The sequence below is a fragment of the Flavobacterium anhuiense genome, assembly GCF_900101855.1.
GTDB lineage: Bacteria > Bacteroidota > Bacteroidia > Flavobacteriales > Flavobacteriaceae > Flavobacterium > Flavobacterium anhuiense.
The window spans coordinates 462,206-485,538 of the sequence record NZ_FMVC01000003.1 but is presented as its reverse complement, the minus strand read 5'-3'; the positions used below and the strand labels follow the sequence as shown (position 1 = coordinate 485,538).

15 protein-coding genes and 1 pseudogene are annotated in these 23,333 nt (G+C 34.0%); 11 read left to right on the top strand and 5 right to left on the bottom strand.

Translation table 11 applies throughout. The annotated features are described in order from the left end of the window. Window positions 1-4: 4 nt before the first annotated feature. From BLP44_RS10090 to BLP44_RS10050, 10 genes and pseudogenes are all read left to right on the top strand, one after another. Window positions 5-1,102, top strand: a complete 1,098-nt coding sequence (locus tag BLP44_RS10090; protein WP_091132440.1) for a hypothetical protein — start codon at window positions 5-7, stop codon at window positions 1,100-1,102. Window positions 1,103-1,106: 4 nt separating this feature from the next. Then, window positions 1,107-2,069, top strand: a complete 963-nt coding sequence (locus BLP44_RS10085; protein WP_091132438.1) for a hypothetical protein — start codon at window positions 1,107-1,109, stop codon at window positions 2,067-2,069. Between the two features lie 7 nt (window positions 2,070-2,076). Beyond that, window positions 2,077-3,300 (top strand): hypothetical protein, encoded by a 1,224-nt coding sequence (locus BLP44_RS10080; RefSeq protein ID WP_091132434.1) that lies wholly within the window; start codon window positions 2,077-2,079, stop codon window positions 3,298-3,300. 17 nt (window positions 3,301-3,317) lie between these two features. Further along, window positions 3,318-4,277, top strand: coding sequence for a hypothetical protein (locus BLP44_RS10075; RefSeq protein WP_139159197.1), 960 nt, complete (start codon window positions 3,318-3,320; stop codon window positions 4,275-4,277). Beyond that, window positions 4,274-4,894, top strand: coding sequence for a hypothetical protein (locus tag BLP44_RS23140; protein WP_244511730.1), 621 nt, complete (start codon window positions 4,274-4,276; stop codon window positions 4,892-4,894). Before BLP44_RS10075 ends, BLP44_RS23140 begins: the two co-directional genes overlap by 4 nt. Further along, window positions 4,875-5,216: a hypothetical protein gene (locus BLP44_RS10070; RefSeq protein ID WP_244511728.1), complete on the top strand. Its 342-nt coding sequence runs from the start codon at window positions 4,875-4,877 to the stop codon at window positions 5,214-5,216. Before BLP44_RS23140 ends, BLP44_RS10070 begins: the two co-directional genes overlap by 20 nt. Window positions 5,217-5,472: 256 nt before the next feature. After that, window positions 5,473-8,901, top strand: coding sequence for a hypothetical protein (locus BLP44_RS10065; protein WP_139159196.1), 3,429 nt, complete (start codon window positions 5,473-5,475; stop codon window positions 8,899-8,901). 98 nt (window positions 8,902-8,999) lie between these two features. After that, window positions 9,000-12,608, top strand: coding sequence for a DUF6443 domain-containing protein (locus BLP44_RS10060; protein WP_091132423.1), 3,609 nt, complete (start codon window positions 9,000-9,002; stop codon window positions 12,606-12,608). A 5-nt stretch (window positions 12,609-12,613) separates the two neighbouring features. After that, a complete protein-coding gene (locus BLP44_RS10055) occupies window positions 12,614-13,114 on the top strand; it encodes a hypothetical protein (protein WP_139159195.1) in 501 nt (166 codons plus the stop codon). A gap of 134 nt (window positions 13,115-13,248) precedes the next feature. Continuing rightward, window positions 13,249-13,605 (top strand): annotated as a pseudogene (locus tag BLP44_RS10050) (IS1/IS1595 family N-terminal zinc-binding domain-containing protein); the annotation flags it as partial. A gap of 254 nt (window positions 13,606-13,859) precedes the next feature. Here BLP44_RS10050 and BLP44_RS10045 read toward each other — a convergent pair. The 5 genes from BLP44_RS10045 to gndA form a co-directional block, all read right to left on the bottom strand. Next, window positions 13,860-14,588 (bottom strand): hypothetical protein, encoded by a 729-nt coding sequence (locus tag BLP44_RS10045; RefSeq protein ID WP_139159194.1) that lies wholly within the window; start codon window positions 14,586-14,588, stop codon window positions 13,860-13,862. A 511-nt stretch (window positions 14,589-15,099) separates the two neighbouring features. Beyond that, window positions 15,100-16,824: a tetratricopeptide repeat protein gene (locus tag BLP44_RS10040; RefSeq protein WP_091132413.1), complete on the bottom strand. Its 1,725-nt coding sequence runs from the start codon at window positions 16,822-16,824 to the stop codon at window positions 15,100-15,102. Window positions 16,825-17,149: 325 nt separating this feature from the next. After that, window positions 17,150-17,866: a 6-phosphogluconolactonase gene (gene pgl, locus BLP44_RS10035; protein ID WP_008463404.1), complete on the bottom strand. Its 717-nt coding sequence runs from the start codon at window positions 17,864-17,866 to the stop codon at window positions 17,150-17,152. Beyond that, the gene (gene zwf / locus BLP44_RS10030; RefSeq protein WP_008463405.1) at window positions 17,847-19,388 is read right to left on the bottom strand and encodes a glucose-6-phosphate dehydrogenase; all 1,542 of its coding nucleotides are present in this window, start codon (window positions 19,386-19,388) and stop codon (window positions 17,847-17,849) included. The genes pgl and zwf overlap by 20 nt, the downstream gene beginning before the upstream one ends. A gap of 33 nt (window positions 19,389-19,421) precedes the next feature. Then, window positions 19,422-20,831: an NADP-dependent phosphogluconate dehydrogenase gene (gene gndA / locus BLP44_RS10025; protein ID WP_091132901.1), complete on the bottom strand. Its 1,410-nt coding sequence runs from the start codon at window positions 20,829-20,831 to the stop codon at window positions 19,422-19,424. Window positions 20,832-21,260: 429 nt separating this feature from the next. Between gndA and BLP44_RS10020 the strand changes: the two genes are divergently transcribed. After that, window positions 21,261-23,021 (top strand): peptidase associated/transthyretin-like domain-containing protein, encoded by a 1,761-nt coding sequence (locus tag BLP44_RS10020; protein WP_091132409.1) that lies wholly within the window; start codon window positions 21,261-21,263, stop codon window positions 23,019-23,021. The last annotated feature ends 312 nt before the right edge of the window (window positions 23,022-23,333 follow it).

The window sequence follows — 23,333 nt, the reverse complement described above, 5'->3', positions numbered from 1 at the left end:
CAACATGACAATTAAAAAAATAACTGCAATTTTATTTCTTTTTGCTTCTGCTTCATACTCGCAACAAATTGGAGATGGATATGCTCCCTCAACTATTCCGGACTTTTCTGCACCATTGAAATCAGGAATATATAATGGACTTAATACTTCAACTATTGGCATGGCAAACGACAACAGTAATCTGTGGCAACATCTGTTTGTAGCAAGGCATACAAATACCGCAAACAATTATCAGCTTCAAATAGCATCCTCTTTTACGGTTAATGACCGTTTGTTTTTTAGAAAAATTGTCTCTGGATCCCTAATTTCATCAAATTCTGCATGGATGGAATTAGCAACTCGAGGACTCAACACTTTTACAGGAAATCAAGTCATAAACGGAAATTTAGGTATTGGGTCAGCAAATCCAACAGCAAGCTTGGAAATAAATTCTCCTGCACTAAATGGGGCTTCAGAAACATTATTAAAATTAAGTGTTAGCGATGCTTCTCAGGATTATATAAGAATAGCAAATGGAACACTTGTAAATGGACAGTTTGTGCCAACTTTAAACGGATACCGCACTTCAGACAATAAAGCATCTCTTTATTTAACGGCAACAACCGAACCCAGTATGGATAACGGAAGTTTTCCCCTTATGACTTTTGATTCGCGGACCTCTGGTGCGGCCATAATTACCAGACCTTTATTCTCTTGGGATTCTTACGGGAATAGAAAAATGACTTTAAATTCAAATGGAAGTTTGGGAATAGGAACTGTATCAACAGGACCTCATAAATTGGCCGTTGAAGGTTCAATTGGAGCGCGAGAAATTAAAGTAACCGCTTCTGGCTGGGCCGATTTTGTATTTAAAAAGGAATATAATTTGCCAACGTTGGAAGAAGTTGAAAAACATATTGTGGAAAAAGGACATTTAGAGAATATTCCATGTGAAGAAGAAGTCTTGAAAAACGGAATTAATCTTGGAGAAATGAATGCTAAGCTTTTGCAGAAGATTGAGGAATTGACTTTGTATTTGATAGAAATAAAGAAAGAGAATGTAGAAGTTAGAAAGGAAAATAGTGAAATGAAAAAAAGAATAGAAAAACTAGAAGAGAGATAATATTATGAAAAGGATTGCACTGTTATTTATTTTATCGGTATCACAGATCAATTTTGGGCAAAATAAAATTGAAGGAACAGGAAATGTTGGCATTGGTACTAACAATCCATCGGTTCCTTTGGATGTTATTGGAACAGTAAAAATACAATCATCAAATTCAAATTATGACGAAAACTTAAGGTTATTACCATCTTTATTAGGGGATTATTCAAGTATTGCTTTAGGAGCAGTTAATGGTAATTCTGGAACAGGAATAGGACAATGGACTTTGGTAAGATACCCTGCAACGAAAAATTATATGTTTAGTTTGCGTTATAATTCGACCGATTTTTTGAACATTTTAAATAATGGTAATGTAGGTATTGGCACTGAATATCCCGATACTAGATTTTCGGTTGAAGATAATTCTGACAACTTATTCGTTGCGTCATACAAAGGAGGAAAAGTAGGTACAAATTATAAATTTACTAGTTTAAGGTATGGTGAATCTTTTTCGTACGCAGGAACTGCGGCAAACATTGGATACATGTCCCATCATACTAACAAAACTCTTAGCGGTTTATACTTTACCAATTATGGAGAAAGTGAATTATTTAGTAGTTTATTTATTAAAGTAGGAGGAAATGTTGGAATAGGTACTATAAATCCAGCTAATAAATTGGATGTAAATGGTACAATCCATTCGCAAGAAGTAAAAGTCGATATGACAGGTTGGTCTGATTTTGTATTTAAAAAGGAATACAATCTGCCAACACTTGAAGAGGTAGAAAAGCATATTGCAGAAAAAGGACATTTAGAGAATATTCCAAATGAAAAAGAGGTTTTAGAAAATGGAATTAATCTTGGAGAAATGAATGCTAAGCTTTTGCTGAAGATTGAGGAACTGACTCTTTACATGATTGAAATGAAGAAGGAAAATACTGAAATGAAAAAAGACATATTACTGCTTAAAAAGAAACTACACTAATTAATCAATGAAAAATTTTAAACTTTTTATTTTACTATTGACAACACATATAATTTTTTCACAAAACAATTATCCTGAAACAGGTCTAGTAAATTTTGATACCCAATTAAAAATTGGTAATCAAGTTACTCCATCTGGAGTTGGACAAATTACACGTATGATGCTGACTCCTTATCGACATACCGGCGGACCTTGGAATATTGTTTCTAGAGATAATACAGATACTGCTTTTTTAGATTTTGATTATGGAACTTGGGGTACAGCATTAACAATGTCTAGCGAGAGAAATATTGGAATCGGAGTTGCGGTTCCAACTGCTAAATTTGAAGTTTCAAACACATTTAATACAAATAAAAATGAAGTGATTTCATCTTTAACTAGATTCGGAACAGGAACTGGGGGGAGCAGTATTGTTCGTTTTGGTTATCATGATACTTGTGATTTTGAAGTTAATTCCGGATATACTTTGGAAGGCTTGAGGTTTGGAAGTTATTTTGACCTTAATATCGTGAATAATAAAAAAGGTGGTGAACATGGTGCAATTAATTTTGTAGCAAATGAAAGTGTGAAGATGACGATTAAATCAAATGGGAATGTTGGAATAGGAACTCAGAATCCAAATTCAAAACTAAGTGTGGTAGGAGGACTGTCTAAACTAACTTTAAGTGGAGTAGATGGGACCTTCGATAATGTTATAAAATATGGTTACAAATCAGATTTAGAGAGCCAAACTGCTTTAGCAAATCGCTGGCACGGAATTGACGCTACAATAACAGCAGGCGCTTCATCGGAAAATAAACTAAAATTTAGGCTTTATGCTGGAGGTACTACAAATCTAGAGCCTAACGATGTTATGGCTCTAGTTGCTAATGGTAACGTTGGAATAGGTACTGTTAATCCAGCCAATAAATTAGATGTAAACGGTACAATTCATTCCAAAGAAGTAAAAGTCGATATGACAGGCTGGTCAGATTTTGTATTTAAAAAAGAATACAATCTGCCAACACTTGAAGAAGTTGAAAAACATATAGCAGAGAAAGGCCATTTGGAGAATATTCCAAATGAAGAAGAGGTTCTGAAAAATGGAATTAATTTGGGGGAGATGAACGCTAAGCTTTTACAGAAAATAGAAGAGATGACTCTTTATATGATTGATCAAAATAAGCGCATGAACAAATTGGAAAAGGAAAATTTGAACTTGAAGAATAAAATAGAATCTATTACAAAATAATCTAAATGATGTATAATATGAAACAAACAGTCTTGTTGTTTTGTGTATTTATTTCGCAATTTAATATTGCTCAGAATAAACTTGATCCAACAGGAAATGTTGGAATTGGAATCACAAATCCGAATAATAGTTTAGAAATAAGGACGAGCCCAAGTCAATCTTTTTCTCATTTATATTTTGGTGAACCATCAGCAATATCAGATCAAGCATCGGCAAAATTATGTTTTGGAGGTTCTGGAATTCAAAATGCTAGTTTTTCATGGGTTCCAAGTATTACAACTCAGGGAAAATTATTTTTGTCGTTTGGGGGAAGTGACAACGGAATGAATAATTCAACAAAAATGACTTTTCAAGCTAATGGAAATATTGGTATCGGTACAACTGCGCCAAAACAAAAGCTAACAATTGTTGGAGATCAAATAACAATAGATCAAGGTGGCCCTACAAATGGACAAAACTCAACAGCCATTTTAAGACTTCAATCTTCTCCAAACGGTGCGGGAGAAGTATTAGATTTTGGAATGAATATTAAAAGTTATGGATGGATACAACCACAAGATTTTAATGATCCCAATGCTTTTTATAATTTAATTCTAAATGCCAAAGGAGGTAATGTTGGAATTGGTACACTTAATCCAGATTCTAAATTAGCAGTAAATGGCACAATCCATTCCAAAGAAGTAAAAGTTGACATGACAGGCTGGTCAGATTTTGTCTTTAAAAAAGAATATAATTTACCAACTCTTGAAGAAGTTGAAAAGCATATTGCAGAAAAAGGACATTTAGAGAATATTCCAAGCGAGAAAGAGGTCTTAGAAAATGGAATTAATCTTGGAGAAATGAATGCTAAGCTTTTGCAGAAGATTGAAGAATTGACTTTATATATGATTCAAATGAAAAAAGAAAATGAAAGTGTAAAGAAAGAAAATATAGAGATTAAAGAGTATTTGAAAGAACTTAAACTAAATATAAAATGAAAACAATTCGACTAATAATTTTATTTCTTATTACTAATTATACATTCTCTCAAAACACAGTGCCGACTTCAGGAGCTGTAAGTTTTGATACAAGCCTAAAAATAGGCAATCAGGTTTCTCCTTCAGGAGAAGGACAGATTACTCGTTTATCAATTCAGCCATATCGTCATACTGGAGGACCATGGGTTTTTAAATCTCGCGATAATACTTCTGTAGCCTTTTTAGATATTGATTATGGAATTTCAAATACTATAATGTCTATTAGCAGTGATAAAAATGTAGGCTTTGGAGTTACTAATCCTGTGAGTAAGCTTGCTGTTAATGGCTCTCTATCATTAGGAGGAGGAGTTGGTAATAATACTTTGCCAAGGCCATCAATTACAGCAGGAACTTTATCAAATGGCGAAATTAGAGGATATAGCGGTGCAGGGCATTTGTATGATGATGGTTTTTTAAGATTATCTGCTGGAGGTGGAACAAACATTTCTGTTAAAACTTTTATCGATATTTCGGGTTATTCAACAGTTCCTGATATGAATAATAATATAGTTTTCGGAACAACGGGAGTGGAGAGAATGAGACTTGATAAATCTGGAAATGTTAGGTATTGGTACTAAAACTCCAGATTCTAAACTCGCAGTAAACGGTACAATACATTCTAAAGAAGTAAAAGTCGATATGGCAGGCTGGTCAGATTTTGTTTTTAAAAAGAACTACGATCTGCCGACGCTTGAAGAAGTTGAAAAACATATTGCAGAAAAAGGACATTTGGAGAATATTCCAAGTGAAAATGAAGTATTGAAAAACGGAATTAATCTTGGAGAAATGAATGCTAAATTACTTCAGAAAATAGAAGAATTGACTTTATATGTAATTGAAATGAAGAAAGATATTTCTGTTCTCAAGCAAGAAAATGAATTGCTTAAAAATAAAAAGTAGTCTAATTAAAAAGAGCACTGCTTTAAAAATAATAAGATTAATTGACACTTTAATTTTGAAACGAAGACAAAATGAAAGTTGCACAATAAAGTATTTTAATGTTAAAAAATCTTATTAAAAAGAGTATAATTATCCTAGTAATCAAAATTAATATTCATATAATTGTTAATGTTTTTTTTTGAATTCAAAACGCAACCGATTGCTTTTTATATGAACCAAAGCCTTAAATAGAATAATTTTAATTGAATTAAAAACTATGAAGAAACTCTCCTTTTTATTGTTCCTTATGTTAACAGGTGTGGCATTTGGACAAACTATTCAAATGCCTAATGTCATACCTCCATCGCCAACAGCTCAAAACTTTATGCGATATGGTGAAATTCCAGTAGATTACAGCACAGGAGTACCCAACATTAGTATACCTCTTTATACAATTCAAAGTAAAAGATTGACTCTGCCAATTTCCATATCTTATCATGCCTCGGGTATAAAAGTCAATGATATATCATCAGAAGTTGGATTGGGATGGGTTTTAAATGCTGGTGGTATAATAGCGCGAACAGTTAATGATATCCCAGATGAATCAAGAACAGGAATTAGAACCTATGCTAATGCTGAACAATTTCTTAATACGATGCCGAATATGGTTCATAACGGTTATGATTCTTCATGCAATTGTTACCCAAGTGCCATAAATTTAGAAACCTATATGAGTACAAAATATAATTATGAGGATTTAATGAGTGATCGATATTTTTATAGTCTGCCGAATGGTATTACCGGAGTATTTCGATATAACTACCCTTTAGATAACACTATAATTACTTTGCCATATAAACCTTATAAAATTAGTAGAAACCTAACAAGCAACATTGTAACTAGTTTTCAGATTGTAGATGATAATGGAACTGTTTACTTTTATGAAAAAAATATAAATTCGAATGTTTCTAATTCTGAATGGCATCTCAAAAAAATTACTTCTGCAGATGGAATAGATGAGATTAAATTAGTCTACCAATATACTTCTAGTGTTAATGTAAGGAATCCTGAAAGTATGGTTTCCACTCCGAAAAGATTTTTATCGCCTAATTGCAATAGTAATGAAGTAGAAACTTATGCAACCGAAAGTAGCACAGGTTCGCCACCTACTAATTTTGAAGAAGCTATTTTAACATCAATTGAGACTGCGGATGAAATAATTAATTTTATTTATTCAAATCGGGAAGATTTTACAGAATTAAAAAGAATAACTGAAATCTGGATCGCTTCTAAAAAATCACCAAACGAGATTTTAAAAAAGATTTCATTTAATCAATCTTACTTCGGCTCAACAGCTGCAGATAAAAGATTAAAACTCAATTCGGTTTCAATAATCGATAAAGATAATTTACAGCCACAGACCTATGCTGTTTCGTATGAAAGCCAAATGTTGCCACCATATTACTCTAAAGATCAAAATCGTAAGGTAAACATAGATTTTTGGGGGTATTACAACGGAAGCAATAAAGGCAGTGCGATTCATAATGATTTTCTTCCCGCTCAATATAAAAGTTCTCAATATGGAGATAGAAAAGCTGATGATGGTTTTTATGCAAAAGCTTGCATGATTAAGGATATAATTTATCCAAGTGGTGGAAAAACATCCTTTAAATTTGAAAGATTTTATACAAATGAACTATATCCTTCTGGGCCTGCAGGCTATTTCGGTGGATTTAGGGTTTCGGAAATTATAAATTATACTGAGAATAACAAGGTATCAGACAGAAAGACATACCAGTATAGTATCCCAATTTTTAATAAAATTGAACATGAATTTTATATGTATGATCAAAAATATATAGATGTCTATTTTCAATTTCCGAACGATAGCTGGAATCAGAGCTTATCTTGTGAAGTTTTATACGACCGTAACCTTTTTTTCTCAGAGCCGATCGTCTCACATGATTTAATGCCAGGATTACCCGTTGTGTATGGCAGTGTAACGGAATTTAATGGAACATCATCAAATAATGCAGGCTCAACGTTGTATTCTTATTCTGCTCCTGACTTGTTTTCATATACATCGCTTATAAGGGAATACCATACTTATCAAAATGATAAAGGTAATTATCATCCTAAATTACTTCAAAAAGTGATAAAAAATAGTGACGGTAATGTAGTAGTTGATGAAAATTACGCTTATTCTGATCATTTTATTCAAGAATTCAATACAGGGATTAATATAACAAGAAGATTGAATTATTTGTCGTATTCATCAAGACCAACAGGTGCTGTGGCTTTATCTCCATCATTTATTGATGAGTATATACAATCCTTCAGAGCACTTAATACAAAAGCCTACCAAAAAGCGGAGCTCCTAGATTATAGCACGAAAAAAACTTATGATCTATCAAATCTCACTAAATATATTACGGAAACCACAAATTATCAATACAACCAGCATAATTTAAAAGAAAAAGAAATTTCAGTAACGAACAGTTCAGGAGAAAATATAGTAACCTCTTTTAAGTATCCATATGATTATTATCCAACTTTGCCTTATAAAACGATGGTTGATAAGAATATTATAACTCCAGTAGTTGAACAGACTATTAAAAATGAAGGTGTGCAAACCCAAAAAATATTTAATGAGTATAAAAATTGGGGTAATAATATTATAGAACCAGAGTTTGTTAGGTATCAAAAAGATGCTCAGTCTGCTTTAGAAAATAGAATTAGATTTTTATCTTATGATGAAAAAGGAAATGTTCTCAGCTTAAAAAAAGAAGATGGGATGCCAATCACTTATTTGTGGGGGTATAATAAAAACTTTCCAATAGCTGAAATAAAAAACTCTAGCAACATAGAGCAGAATGTATCGCAAACAGAATACCTATTTAGCAATATGTTTTCACAGCCAATGTCTTTAAATCAAAGTTATACTTTGGGCACCTTTACAATTTCAGCAGATAAGACAGTGCAGTTTACTAGGGACTATTCCAAAAATAATGATCATGAAGCAACATTTAATATCTCTGTATATAAGTCGGGATATTCTTTACCCCAAATCAGCGATTATTTGTCTATGAGTCAAACTGATAGATCAGTTACATCTTCTTACTTTTTACCATCGGGCACTTATACAATTGCAATAAATGCGGGATATGGAGGAAAATCAGGGCCTTACCAGCATGACATAAACTTTAATATGACCTCTACTGTCGAACAGAAATTTAATATTCCTTTTCATACTAGTTTTGAAGAAGATATAGATGCAGTAAATACTGTTTATGCCAAGACAGGTAAAAAATCACATAGTGGATCTTATACCATTAATATTCCTCCTGCCTCTGCTGGATATAGTAAGATTATTGTTTCTTATTGGGGTAAAGCAAATGCCTCATCTTCTTGGATGTACGAGGAGAATATTTTAGATGCCAACAGTGGTTTTGTACACACCATTGGCAGCTCATACGCTTATATAGATGAGGTTAGAATGTATCCAGCTACTGCCATGATGACAACCTATACTTATGATCCTTTTTTTAAGGTACAGACGAGTATTATGAACCCTAATAATAAGGCTGAATATTATGACTACGATGGATTTGGGCGCCTTAAAGAGATTTATCTTAAAGAAACTGGAGATGTAAAAAGTATTGTAAAATCTTTCAATTACAGCCTTAAGCCTTTTGTTCAATATTAATTTTCAAAAGATAATAGCGATTTTTAGTGCACTTCAATTTATGGAAAAGAGAAAAATAAATATTTTCTAACCAATATTATAAAAAACAGTAAACCAAAATGATTATAAAAAAAATTACAATTCTGCTTTTGTTTTTATTTCCTATCTTAATTATTGGTCAGTCAAACAGCGAAAATTATATAAAAACTACCACATATACAGTACCAAGCGCTACAGTTCTTACGTCACCTGCTATTAATCAGGCAAATGAAGATATTACATATTTTGACGGACTAGGGAGGCCTGTACAGCAAAATGCAAGTCGGCAGTCATTTACAGGAAAGGATATTATAACACCTATTGCTTATGATCCTTTTGGACGTCAGATCAGGGAATATCTTCCTTATGCATCTACACAAAGCACAAAGACTTATATTGATCCGACCACTTTAGAAACGAATTTGATTGCACAATATAAAACAAACTATGGTACTGTCAATGACAATCCATATAGTGAGAAACTTTTGGAAGCTTCTCCTCTTAATCGTGTTTTTCAACAGGCAGCTCCTGGAAACGACTGGAAACTGGGCTCAGGACATGAGATAAAACTAAACTATCAGACTAATGCGGTTGGCGAAGTGAAGCTTTTTAAAGTTACACATACTTTTTCTAATAATACTTATACGCCTACTTTAGTGTTATCTCCTTTGAATTCTGGGTACTATGCAGAAAATCAATTGTATAAAACAATTACAAAAGACGAAAATTGGACGTCAGGAAAAAACAACACCACCGAAGAATTTAAGAACAAACAAGGTAATATAGTATTAAAAAGAACTTATTCGGATTATAAAGACAGTAATGGTCAGCTTATTTCCACTCAAACAGCACACGATACTTATTATGTATATGATGATTTTGGAAACTTAACTTATGTTCTCCCACCAAAAGCTGCAGGCATCGTTAGTTCGGCCAATGTGCAGAGCAATGTTACATCTACTGCTGTTTTGCTAGCAGGAGCCAGTTTACCTCTTGTTGCGACAAATTCAATAGTTTTATCTGATGGTTTTCATGCTCAAGCTGGGAGTACATTTACTGCAGCTATTGTAGCAGGTAATTTTGATGATTTGTGTTACCAATACAAATATGATTCTCGAAACCGTCTTGTGGAGAAAAAACTCCCTGGTAAAGGTTGGGAATATATCGTTTATGATAAACTGGACAGGCCAATTCTAACACAAGACGTCAACTTAAGGACGTTAAATAAATGGCTGTTTACGAAGTATGATGCTTTCAGCAGACCGGTCTATACAGGAGAATATGTAAACGCAGGCAATCGTGCGACAGTACAAGGGCAAGCAGATGCTACTGCCGTTTTATTCGAAACGAAGCAGGGTGCCAATACAATAAATAACAGTACGGTATATTACAGCAACAATGCTTTTCCAAATGCAATGACACTCAATCTATTTACAATCAATTATTATGATGATTACAGTTTTGATTTAGATGGAGGGGTTCCGCAAACAGCTTACGGCATAGTTCCTATAACAAATGTGAAAGGCTTGTCAACAGGCACTAAACTGAGGGTTTTGGGTACAAATACTTGGATAACCAATATAACTTATTATGATGAGAAAACAAGACCCATTTACAATTACAGCAAAAATAATTTTTTAGACATAACCAGTACTGTAAAGAGCCAACTTGATTTAGTTGGAAAAGTTTTGGAAACGACTTCTACTCATAAAAAGGCGGCGAATGCGGAAATTGTGATTAAGGACGTTTTTGAATACGATCATGCCGGACGTTTATTGACTCAAAAACAAACTATCAACAATCTGACTCAGGAAGTAATTGCCAGCAATACCTATAATGAGTGGGGACAACTGGTAGGCAAAGGCGTAGGAGGAAAAATAAACCAGTCACGTTTGCAAAATATTGATTACAGATATAATATTAGAGGCTGGTTGACAGGGATTAACGATAGTAATGCCAATAATAATGATATAACAATGGGGACTGGTGATTTGTTCGGATTTAAAATCAATTACAACAGTCCTTCAGATCCAACCAAGGGATTATACAACGGAAATATAAGTCAGACATTTTGGAAAACTACCAATTCAGACAGCAGTTTGAAAAATTACACTTACAGTTATGATGCTCTAAGCCGACTTATTCAAGCCAATGATAATCTTGGACGTTATAACGAATCCCTCACTTACGATAAAAATGGGAATATCATGACATTGGATCGAAATGGAAACAATGTACCCAATACCGCAAGTTTTGGACAAATTGATAAATTGGTGTATACTTATGATGGTGGAAACCGATTGGAGAAAGTGGAAGATGCGACAGGGAATACCGAAGGTTTCACCAATGGAAATAGCGGATCAAATATTGATTATGGCTACGATTTGAATGGCAATATGATTTCCGACGCCAATAAAAACGTTGCAGGAATTAATTACAACCATTTAAATCTTCCTACGGCTGTATCTATAGGCGGTGGCACCATTAATTATATCTATGATGCCACAGGGACAAAACAGCGAAAGACGGCGAATGGTATTACGACCGATTATGCTGCTGGTTTTCAATATGAAAACAATGTTTTGAAATTCTTTTCTCAGGCCGAAGGTTATGTGGAATACAATTCAGGAAATTATAACTATATTTATCAATACAAAGACCATTTGGGTAATATCCGTTTAAGTTATCAGGATAAAGACAATAATGGTGTTGTAAATAGCAGTGAGATTGTCCAAGAGAACAATTACTATCCTTTTGGGTTAACCCATAAAGGATATAATAACACTGTTAATGGTTTAGAAAACAAGTATAAGTACAACGGAAAGGAGCTTCAAGACGAGCTGGGGCTTAACTTTTACGACTATGGTAGACGTAATTATGATCCTGCTTTGGGTAGGTTTATGAATATGGATAGGTTTTCAGAGAAGTATCTCGATAATACACCATACAGTTACACTAAAAATAATCCTGTTTTTTTTGTTGATGTAAATGGGGACTCTTTAGCAGTTTTTAAACCAAATGGTTCTTTTTGGAAAATACAAGATGATGGAAAAAAAGAATGGAGTGGCAGATTCTATCAAAATAGCAAAATAAGATACGACAAGAAAACAAAAAAACATTACGAAATCTATTCAAATGCATTAAATTTTGAATTTGCAGATCCTGAAAATGATTCAAAGGCTATAAAGGATGGTCTAATTAGTCAACTTGTTGTGCTTAATGAAAAACAAATTTCAGATATGGTTGGAGAAGCTGGTGCTTTCAACCCAAAAAATAAGGACAATAAATGGAGTTACATTGCGGCAGAAGGAAAGGGAGGTGGAAAATTTGATTTTTCTGTAACTTCAATTCCTAGTAATTTCCCTGGTGCATCACCAATTCAATTTGGAAAATATACTCCCTATTTGTTTCTCCCACAAGGCCAAAATATTGCTCACAATCATTTTAATTTTGGTAATTTTTTATTTGGAGCAGCTGGAAATGCTTTGGGATTTGGACCTATAACATTACTCGGCGGAGCAGAGTATAATAGTGTTGTGAATTCAGGAACAAATGGCTATCCTGGCCAACTAGATAGTGAAGATGATCAATTGTCCATATCATCAGGAGTATACTATTCCATCGAACATCAATTTAATAATAGAACTTGGAGCAAAAGTAAGGGATTGTCTCCAATTCCAAAACCCTAAAAAAAATGAGCAGAATATTTTTAATAGCAATGTTATTGTTTTGTGCTTTACAATCATGCAACAGTAATCAAAAAAGTATCGATAAAATTATTTCGAAATATGATTCTTCGGATTTTTCATGTTTAAAAAACACTTATATCGAAACTCGTAGTGTAAATAAGGATGATATTGTTTTACTAGTTAGTAAGTATAACCTTCATTGTAATCCATACATTGTTTGGGTAAATTCAAAAACAAAAAAAATAACAAGGATAGATGACAATTTACCAAATAGAGATTGTGCTGGTTATTTTACTAATACTGAAATTAAATTTTATATAGATTTTTTTTTAAAACTAAATTTTATGGTTTTAGGTGTTGATAATGAAGATAATGTTTATATTAATCCAAATTATTATGATGTGCCATATTTAGTAAGAAAATCAAAAAAAACAAATGCAAAAGACCTAAAAGATTATAAGTTATATAAAGGAGATTGGTATATTAAAAAAGGATATAAAAGGTAATGTATCAGATGTGTTGGTGGTTAATTAATGCCTTTAACATTTACAGAAAATAAGATATTTATATTAATATCGCATAAAAATTAAAACAGCCTTTGGGCTGTTTTTTTATTTTATAATGCCTTAAATCGAAAAAAATGGAGTCAAACCAGACAAGGTGTTACAGATGTGTTGGTGCTATTCGAAAGATGATAAAATATGGAAAGACAAAGTCGGGTAATCAAAGATATATTTGCAGAGCATGTGGGAAAACTAGAGTTGAAAATTATGCATATCTGGCTTATAAGACAGAGATAAACCATCATATTATACAATTAACTAAAGAAGGTTTAGGAATAAGAAGCACGGCAAGAATATTAAAAATATCAACGACAACACTATTGAAAAGAATCATCTTAATTGCCAGAAACATTGTTAAGCCAATTATCAGCAGAGGCAAGACGTATGAAGTCGATGAGCTGTTCACTTATATAAGACACAAGAAAAATTATATCCTCGCTCTGCAAAGAGTGCCATACTTAAATTGAAAAGTTGCGCTGGATGTGACTTTGCGCAACTTTTTTCTCCAGTTTTCAATAACAGGCCTCTGAAAAGTCTCTGGCTTTATCTGAAGTCTTAGTGTAAAGTTGGAGATTTTTTATAAATTTTCGTTTTTAAATTATATTTGTGGAAAAACACAAAGTCAGAGACATTTAGTGTAGCTTTTTAATTGAGCACTTCTGGAGCTGGGAGTATATAAACACTGGGATTATCCTTTTTTTGTAGACTCCATTTTTTTTATTTTTCCTTTAAGCATTGTGAGTTCTTGATTTTGTTTTTTGAGTTTTTTATTTTGCTCTATTGTATACAAAGTCAATTCCTCAATTTTTTGTAATAACTTAGAGGCTAGAACACCTAAATCAGTTCCATTTTTTTCCATTTCATTTGCTGGAAGTACCTCTGGTAAATGCTTGTTGTCTTTAACAAATTTCTCTAATTCGTTTAATGGCATTAATTTGTAATCATTTTCAAAGACAAAATCGGCACCATTAAGATCTACCTTGATTTCTCGTGCTCTTATAGTTCCTATTACGTCTAACATATAGGTAGGATTAACTGTACCAATGCCTACACGACCATTTGAATTAATTCGAATCCTTTCGGCTCCATTTACTGAAAATTTTAAAGCACGGACATTGCCTCCAAAATAAGAGTTATGTTCCAATGAAATTGCAGCCGCTTCATTATAGAAATCATAAAATTTTATACCACTGGAGTACATTTCAGTTGTAGAAGTTCTGCGGTCCATGATGGCAATATTGCCCCCCATTTCTCCAATTGTAAGCTTTTCTATGGGAACAAGATTTCCAACTCCGCCATAACCAGTTCCAATTCCTACGTTTGAAGTAGTTGAAATAGGATTTGTTCCAGTCCATTGAGCATTCATAGATACAATTGAATTAAATAAAAATGAAATAATTAAAATTTGTTTTTTCATGATTGGTTTAGTGTTTATTTATATTTTGGTGTTTAGCTCGGATATAATTCAGTTGTATGTAATAAATTGTTTATGATAAAATAATCTATTCTTTCTAATTTCGATTTAAAGAAAGACAATTAAAATCATGGAAGCGTATAAAAAAAAGCGCCGAAGAATTGTTTGAATTAGTAAATATTGTAAATAAAATATTTATAAAAATAAATCCATAACCTAAACAAGGCAATTCGTTTACGATATCGCTAAAAGAATTTTCTTAATAACGAATTAAATCTAATGGTTGACTTTTTAATCAAGAAGCTAAATTTGTCGAGTTTTACAAAAGACAAATGATTTTAATGTGATGACTTAGGTTTTTTTAGTACAGCTCCGCAGAAAGTCCTGAACTTAAATTAAAAAACGGCGCAAATGTCTTTAGACTGCATTTTTTCTGTCTTAATAGTCAGCCCTATAAAAATCTTCAATTTTACATTATTATATCTCAAATAAATTCGTAAAAGAAACATTAAACTCACTCCAAAATACTAGAAGAAGCCATAATCTTCACATCGGCATATTGCCAAGCAGTATCAAAAGCGCTTTTAATTTTTAAAGCCTCTTTTTCTTTTTTCTGTTGATTTAAAGCATTATAAAGTCCGATTAAGGCGAAGCCGTTTTTTGGGAGCGTTTGTAAATCTTGTCTGTATACTTTTTCGGCTTCGGCATATTTTCCAACTTTAAGTAAAACAGTTCCTAAATAATGTCTAACGGAGAAAAACCAATCTGGCGGTTCGTTGTAATTTAATTGGTCTTCAATTGTTATTGCTTTGTTTAAAAGAATAATCGCTTTATCCAAATTATTCTTTTTTGCTTCAACACCTGCTGAAAGAACGTTATTAGCAATCTGAACCAAATCGTAAGTAGTGTTGATATTCCAAATAGTAACTTCTTTTAAGGTTTTATCTTTGGCTAATTGGTTCAAAGAAGCAAGCTGTTTTTCGGCATTGGCAATATCATTTTTTCCGAGATATGCCATTCCTCTGGCATAATGCCAAATAGCGTTTGGATATACAAGGTCTTTTTCAGGTTGCGGAATCTCCATTATTTTATTCCACATCGAGAATTTTACGGCGATATAATACGGAATGCTATAATAATGCTGTAAAGTTCCCCAACCAGCTTCACGCATGATTTTAGGCGACATATGTTGCTGTAATATTTGTGCCGATTCCCAAGCTAATTTTGAATTTCCTTCTAAAGCCGCTGTAGCCACCAAAAAATGATAATTGTGCGGATAATAGGCTAGAGGATAAGCGCCTTGTGCATTACAGGCAGTAGAATACAAACTATCAATTCGAACGGCTTCAATGTTGGAAAGCGTGCCCTCATGATAATCTCCCGTACGAATGTAAATATGAGAAGGCATATGCACCAAATGTCCCGAACCCGGAACTAAAGTCTCCAGTAATTTGGCACTTTTGAGTCCTTTTTCTGGATGTGCAGAAGCTTCTACGGCATGAATCAAAAAATGATGTGCACCCGGATGTTTCGGATTTTTTTTAATTAATTCGTTTAAAACAGCCAATATTTGCGGTGTCCATTTTTTGAGTACTTCGGTATCTTTTTCATACAAATCCCAAGGGTGAAGATTCATTAAGGATTCGGCATAGAGCGTGCCAACATCAGGATCTGAAGAAAATTTAAGATAGACTTTTTTCATGGCTGCGGCGTAAGCGGTATCCAATGGTTTTCTGTCCGCAGGAGGATTTTTAGCATAACGCACTAATAAGGCATCAATCATGGAAATTTCTTTCGGAGAACATTTAGCAGAAAGTTTTTTAGCTTTTTGGGCAGCGTCATAAGCACGCTGAAAATTATCTTCTTCCATTCCCGCATTATAATTTGGACCTAAGACATAAGCAAAACCCCAATACGCCATAGCGCAATTCGGATCTAAACGCGAAGCTTCATAAAACGATCTTGCTGCTTCGGCATGATTAAATCCGTAGGCCAGCATTAACCCTTGATTGAAATATTCCTGAACTTCTGGGGTATTGGTTGTAATTTTAAATGTTACACCTTCAAGACCTTTAAACTTTGGTGCTTTTTTGTTTTGGGTGTACCAATCTTTATCGTTCGTTTTCGGAATATAACATCCTTGCGAAGCGCTGACTTTAACTGATTTGGGTTCTGTGTTTTTTTCTTTACAGCAAACAAAAAGAAGAAAAACCGCAATTAGGAAGTAATTATATTTCATTGCAAAATAGATTTGAAATTATATAATCAATGTAAAAGCTCGAAAGAAAAATGATGCTTATAATCTAATAGATTGAATCGGAGAGTATTAAACAAAATTAAATAAAAAAGAAATAGGTTTTTTAAATATTTGTTTTTCAGTGTTTTGTTGGCAGTTTTTGAATTGCTTTGAGAATAAAAGTTCTCCCGCAGATTTTGCAGATTCAGCAGATTTTTTTTAATTACAATATCTGCCAAATCTGCCAGATCTGCGGGAGAAAAAAATCAAAAAAAATAAGGTCTACACTTTTCAGCATAGACCTTAAATTATATAAAAAAACAATTTCTTAGTTCGTTCCGGCAGCCACTTTATCTACTAAAAACAATAATTCACCCGAAACGGGTTTAATCAATTGCATTGGGTAAAGAGTCGGATTGTATTCGCCAGTTGTCACTTCTTTCAAAGCATGAACTTTCTTTTCGCCAAAAGCCACCACTACAATTTTTTCCGCCTTATTGATTAACGGAGCTGTAAGCGTGATACGATACATTTTCTGAGGAGCTAAATAATAGGCATCAACCCATTTGGTTTGCTCCTCTAGAACCGCTTCGCCTGGGAAAAGAGAAGCTGTATGTCCGTCATCTCCCATGCCTAATAAAATCAGGTCAAATTTTCCTTCTTCGCCTAAAATAGTTCTGATAGACTTTTCGTATTCAGCAGCATAATCCTCAGGAGTTACGCCATCTTTGTACATTTCAAAAATATTTTCTTGCGGAATAGGCACGTGGCTTAACAAAGTTGAATAAGACATTTTAGCATTACTCAAATCATCATTTAGCGGCACCCATCTTTCGTCTCCCCAAAAAATATAAACCTTACTCCAGTCTATTTTATTTTTGTAAGCATCAGAAGCCAATAATTTGTAGATTCCCGCTGGAGAAGAACCTCCCGTTAGAACGGCTGTAAATTTACCTTTTGCGGCAATCGCTTTTTGAGCTGATTCTACAAAAAGATCCGCTGCTTTAGTATTAATTTCGTCGGTGTTATTGTATATCTGTACCATTTAGAATTTCTTCTTCTTTTTTAATGTTTTGTGTGTTCGGAATCCATTTGTGTCCTTGACGTGCCAATAGTTCATCAGCTTCTTCTGGCCCCCAACTTCCTGCTTTGTAATTTGGGAAATTGGTTGGGGCAGTAGTTTTCCAAACCTGCTGAATCGTTTCAATCGCGTCCCAAGCTTCTTCTACCTGATCCCAACGCATAAATAGAGTGGGATCTCCTGCCAAAGCATCTGCCAATAAAGTTTCATACGCTTCTGGCGACATGGTCGAACAAGCAAAATAATCAAATACCATTTCGGCTGGTCGCAACGACATTGACAAACCAGGTTTTTTGGTCATAAACTGCAGTTTGATGTCCATATCCGGCTGAATATTAATAATTAGACGGTTTGGAGTCATGCCTTCTTTTCCATAAGAAAACGAAGAGTGTGGCACTGGTTTGAACTGAATAATGATGGACGACTGTTTTTCTTCCATTCTTTTTCCAGAACGCAAATAGAACGGAATTCCTTGCCATCTCCAGTTGTCTAGGTAAATTTTCATCGCCACATAAGTTTCTGTATTAGAGTCTGGAGCAATGCCTTTATCCTGGCGGTAACCCGGAACAGGTTTTCCATTGATAGTTCCAGCGTCGTATTGACCTCTTACAATGTAGTGATCAACTTCTTCCGGTTTAATTCTTCGGATTGATTTCAGCACATCTGCTTTACGATTTCTAATATCGTCTGCTGCCAAAGAAGCAGGCGCTTCCATAGCGGTCATGCATAAAATCTGAAACAAGTGGTTCTGAATCATGTCTTTCAATGCGCCGACACCTTCGTAGAATCCGCCTCGTTCTTCAACGCCGACTTCTTCCGCAACGGTAATTTGCACGAAATCAATAAAATTACGGCTCCATAATGGTTCAAACATTGAATTTCCAAAACGGAAAGCCAAAATATTCTGAACTGTTTCTTTTCCTAAATAATGGTCGATTCTATAAATCTGCTCTTCTTTGAAAGTTTGCGAAAGCATTTCATTCAACTCTATTGCAGAAGCTTTATCGTAACCAAAAGGCTTTTCAATAATAATACGATCCTGTTTGGCATTCGCCGCAAGGCCAATTTTCTTGATATTGCTCGAAATGGTCGAGATAAAAGAAGGCGTTATCGAAAGATAGAAAAGACGGTTTGAACGCTCGCCAAACTCTAAGTCAAAACTGTTTATCTTTTCGCTCAATCCCAAATACGATTCTTCTTTGTCGATATCAAGACTGTGATAGCTTATATGAGAAAGAAATTTTTGAGTTTCTGCATCAGAAAGTCCTTTTTTTCTAGAGAAAGTATTTAGATTTTCTAAAACATAACTGCGGAATTCCTCATCACTTTTTTGAGCTCTACCAAGAGCAATAATCTGAAACTTCTCTGCCATACGGCCATCAAGATACAGATTCTGAAAAGCCGGAAAGAGCTTTCTCTTTGCCAGGTCTCCGGTTCCGCCAAAAATTACAATAATTGTCGGATTTATATTTTTGTTTTTAGTCATTGTGTGTGGTTGTGTTGTTTTTTTTTAGTTGTCTTATTCAGCCCATTGGGTATGGAAAACGCCTTCTTTGTCGATACGCTCGTAAGTGTGTGCCCCAAAGAAATCACGTTGTGCTTGAATTAGATTTGTCGGAAGGTTTTCAGATCGGTAAGCATCAAAATACGCTAACGAATTCATTAATCCCGAAATTGGCAAGCCTTTTTGAACAGCAAATTGAATCACCGCACGCATTCCTGCTTGATTTTTGGTTAATTTTGAAGCGATGCTGCCATCTAAAAGTAAGTTTGGCAAATCTGCTTTTGCCACGTATGCTTTTCTGAAATCTTCTAAAATTGTCGCACGAATAATGCATCCGCCACGCCAGATTTTAGCAACCGTTTCCAGATTTAATCCGTAGTTGTATTCTTTAGAAGCGGTGTGAAGCTGAGCTAAACCTTGAGCATACGTAACAACGATAGAAAAGAACAAAGCCGATTTTAAAGCAGCAATAGCTTCGCTTTGAGAAACATTTGCTTCATCAGCATTCCAAACTAATTTTTTAGCGGCTTCAATTCTTTCAGGTTTTGTTTTAGACATATCACGCATGTTAACCGCTGCGTCGATTGTCGGAACTGGAACTTGTAAATCCATGGCGTTTTGCGAAGTCCATTTTCCTGTCCCTTTAGATCTTGCCCAATCTGAAATTTTATTGATTAAAAGACCTCCGTCTGTATCTTCTTGCTTCAGTATTTTTCCAGTGATTTCAATCAAATATGATCTCAAATCATCGGTTTGATTCCATTCTTCAAAAGTTTTCTGAATCGTTGCGTCATCCAAGTTATAACCTCTTTTCATTAAGTCATAAATCTCAGAGATCAATTGCATGATTCCGTATTCAATTCCGTTGTGAACCATTTTTACGTAGTTTCCAGCAGAACCGTTTCCTAAATATTCAACGCAAGGTTCGCCGTCTACTTTTGCAGCAATTGCTTCAAAAATAGGACGAAGTCTTTCATAAGCTTTCTGATCTCCTCCCGGCATCATAGCAGGACCGAAACGAGCGCCTTTTTCACCGCCAGAAATTCCCATCCCGAAGAAGTGGATTCCTTTTTCAGACAATTCCAAAAATCTTCTGTCAGTATCAGTAAAATAAGTGTTTCCACCGTCAATAATAATGTCTCCTTTATCCAAGTGAGGCAATAAACTTGCAATAGCGCTGTCAACTGGTTTCCCAGCAGGAACCAATAACATAATCGCTCTTGGTTGTTGGATAAGCTCCACAAAATGTTTTACATCTGTCGTTGCTTCAATAGTGTGATTGGCGTCGGCTTCTTGTTGAAGAGAATTGACTTTTTCGGTGTCTAAGTCTAAACCTGCAGCCGCAAAGTTATGGCTGGCGATATTTAAAAGTAAGTTACGGCCCATTACACCGAGTCCTACAATTCCAAAATCAAATTTGCTCATAGTTTTCAATTAACTAAATTATTAGAAGAAATGTTTTAGCAGCAAAAAGTAAGAGAAAGTATGGTAATTCTTTTTCATTCAATGTTTTGCAGCAAAACAATGGTTATTTTAATCTTACATTTCAAAATGTAGACCGCTAAGTTAGAGAAAAATGCTGAAAAATAAGGGGTAAAATCGTTCACTTTTGGTCTTTATTGTGATACTTTTTATGTGTAAAAATTACGCTTATTATTGCTGTTTTTAACTAAATCGTTGTAATACTGCTAATGCCATTTGTGAACACTTTTATTAGAAGTAGCTTCATGTTCGAAAGAGAAAAGAAGTGAAAAATTATAAAAATGTTTATTGAAAATATAGGAATTGAGGTATTTTTGAAAACCCAATCATTGGATCAAGATTTAATTCATTAAATTATCATATTCCTTTTATATGCCAAGTAACACAAAGCTTGTTTTTACAGTCATTTTCTTTATCATTTCGAGCGTCTTTTTTAAAGTAAATGCCCAATCAATATTAGAAAACGAAATATCTGTTCATGCAGACAAGAAGCCATTAAGCAATGTTTTGGACTTGATGGAAGAAAAAGGAAGTTTTAGATTTGCCTACTATGGCAAACTGGCTGTAAAAGATAGCATCGTTAATATTCATGCTGATAATACTACTATAAAAGGAGTTTTAGATCAGCTGTTAGGTGCCAAATATGAATATAAAGAATCTCCAGGATATATTATTGTGCGTTATGCTCCTTTAGAATTGGCTCTTGTATTGGAGAAAAATACCGTTATGAGTGACGGACAGCAAATTGTAGTCGGTTATATTATAGATACAAAAACGAACAATCGTATTGAAAATGTGAGTGTATTGGAGAAAAATGCACTGCTGTCTACATTGACCAATAAAGAGGGTTTTTTTGAACTTCGATTAAAAAATGCACCCCAAGCCATAGAACTGACAGCCGTTAAGGAGAATTATAAAACGGTGACGATGGTGTTTCTCTCTGAAATTAAAATTCAGTTGGGAGACAAAAAGAATAAAACGGATTATATTGATGGCGATTTTTCTGAAATTGAAAGATCAGGAATTGGCCGTTTCTTCATTTCTTCCAAACAAAAAATACAATCGCTCAATCTGGGAGGATTTATTTCTAAAGTTCCCGTACAGGCTTCATTAATTCCGAATATCAGTACGCGAGGAATGCTGAATACGCAGATTGTCAATAATTTTTCTTTAAATATTTTGGGAGGTTACAATGCAGGAGTTCGCGGATTAGAAATGGCGGGACTTTATAATATTAACCGTATGAATGTTGATGCGCTTCAAATGGCAGGAATATTTAATACCGTTGGAGGATCTGTAAACGGAGTGCAGTTAGCCGGAATCTATAATAATGTTTTTGGCAATTTAAGAGGATTGCAGATGAGTGGTATTCATAATAGTGTGAAAGGCTCGCAAATTGGTTTGCAAATGAGCGGCATTTATAACAACGTGTATAAAGATTCAAAAGGACTTCAAATTGCAGGAATTAGCAACACGGTAAAAGGTTCGCAAAACGGATTACAGCTTTCAGGAATTTGCAATATTGGAAAAGATACCGTGCGAGGTGCTCAAATTACGGGACTTTTTAATTATGCTAAAGAATTACAAGGAGTCCAATTTGGATTAGTCAACATTACAGATTCGCCTTCTGGTTATAGTTTTGGTCTTTTAAACTTTAAAAAAGGCGGTTATAAAAAAATCAGTGTTACAAGCAACGAAATTTCAGATATAAATCTTGCTGTAAAAACAGGAGATCATAAAATGTATACTATTTTGATGGCGGGAAGAAGCGATCGAAAAGACGAAGAAAATCTTTTTTCTTTTGGAATTGGATTAGGAAAGAACATTCCGTTAGGGAAACGCTTCACTTTTAATCCCGAATTTAGTACGCAGTATCTTTATTTAGGAAATTGGGATATCTATAATTCCTTATCCAAATTTGATTCCTCTTTTTCTTTTCAATTGTGTAAAGGCGTTGCAATAGCTGCAGGTCCTTCTTTGAATTTTTATTGGTCTGAGAAACAAGATAAATACGGTAATGCAAACACTTCGACATTTGTTCAAGATCGCACCAAGCACTCTACTATAATCAAAAATAACAGTAAAGATATTCTGGGATGGATAGGATGGAGCTTTGGATTGACTTTTTTTTAGGAATTTCTAATGATTTCCGAGCGATGCGATTATTTCCTTAATGCTTAAAGTTTAACTTTCTTGTCGAATAATTTTAAACACATAGAGGCATAGATTTTTTTTAACCCTTAAAGAGAAAAAAAGAAACTAGTTTCTAACACATAGTAACTATGTGAATTAATGAAAGTGAAACGCCTTTTATACGCAATCTGCAACTATGTTTCTATGTGTTTAAAACAATTTTAGTGTCTCTCTTTTTTTTCTCGCAGATTCAGCTGATAAAGCAGATTTTTTTGATTTGTATAATCTGCAAAATCTGCGCAATCTGTGGGA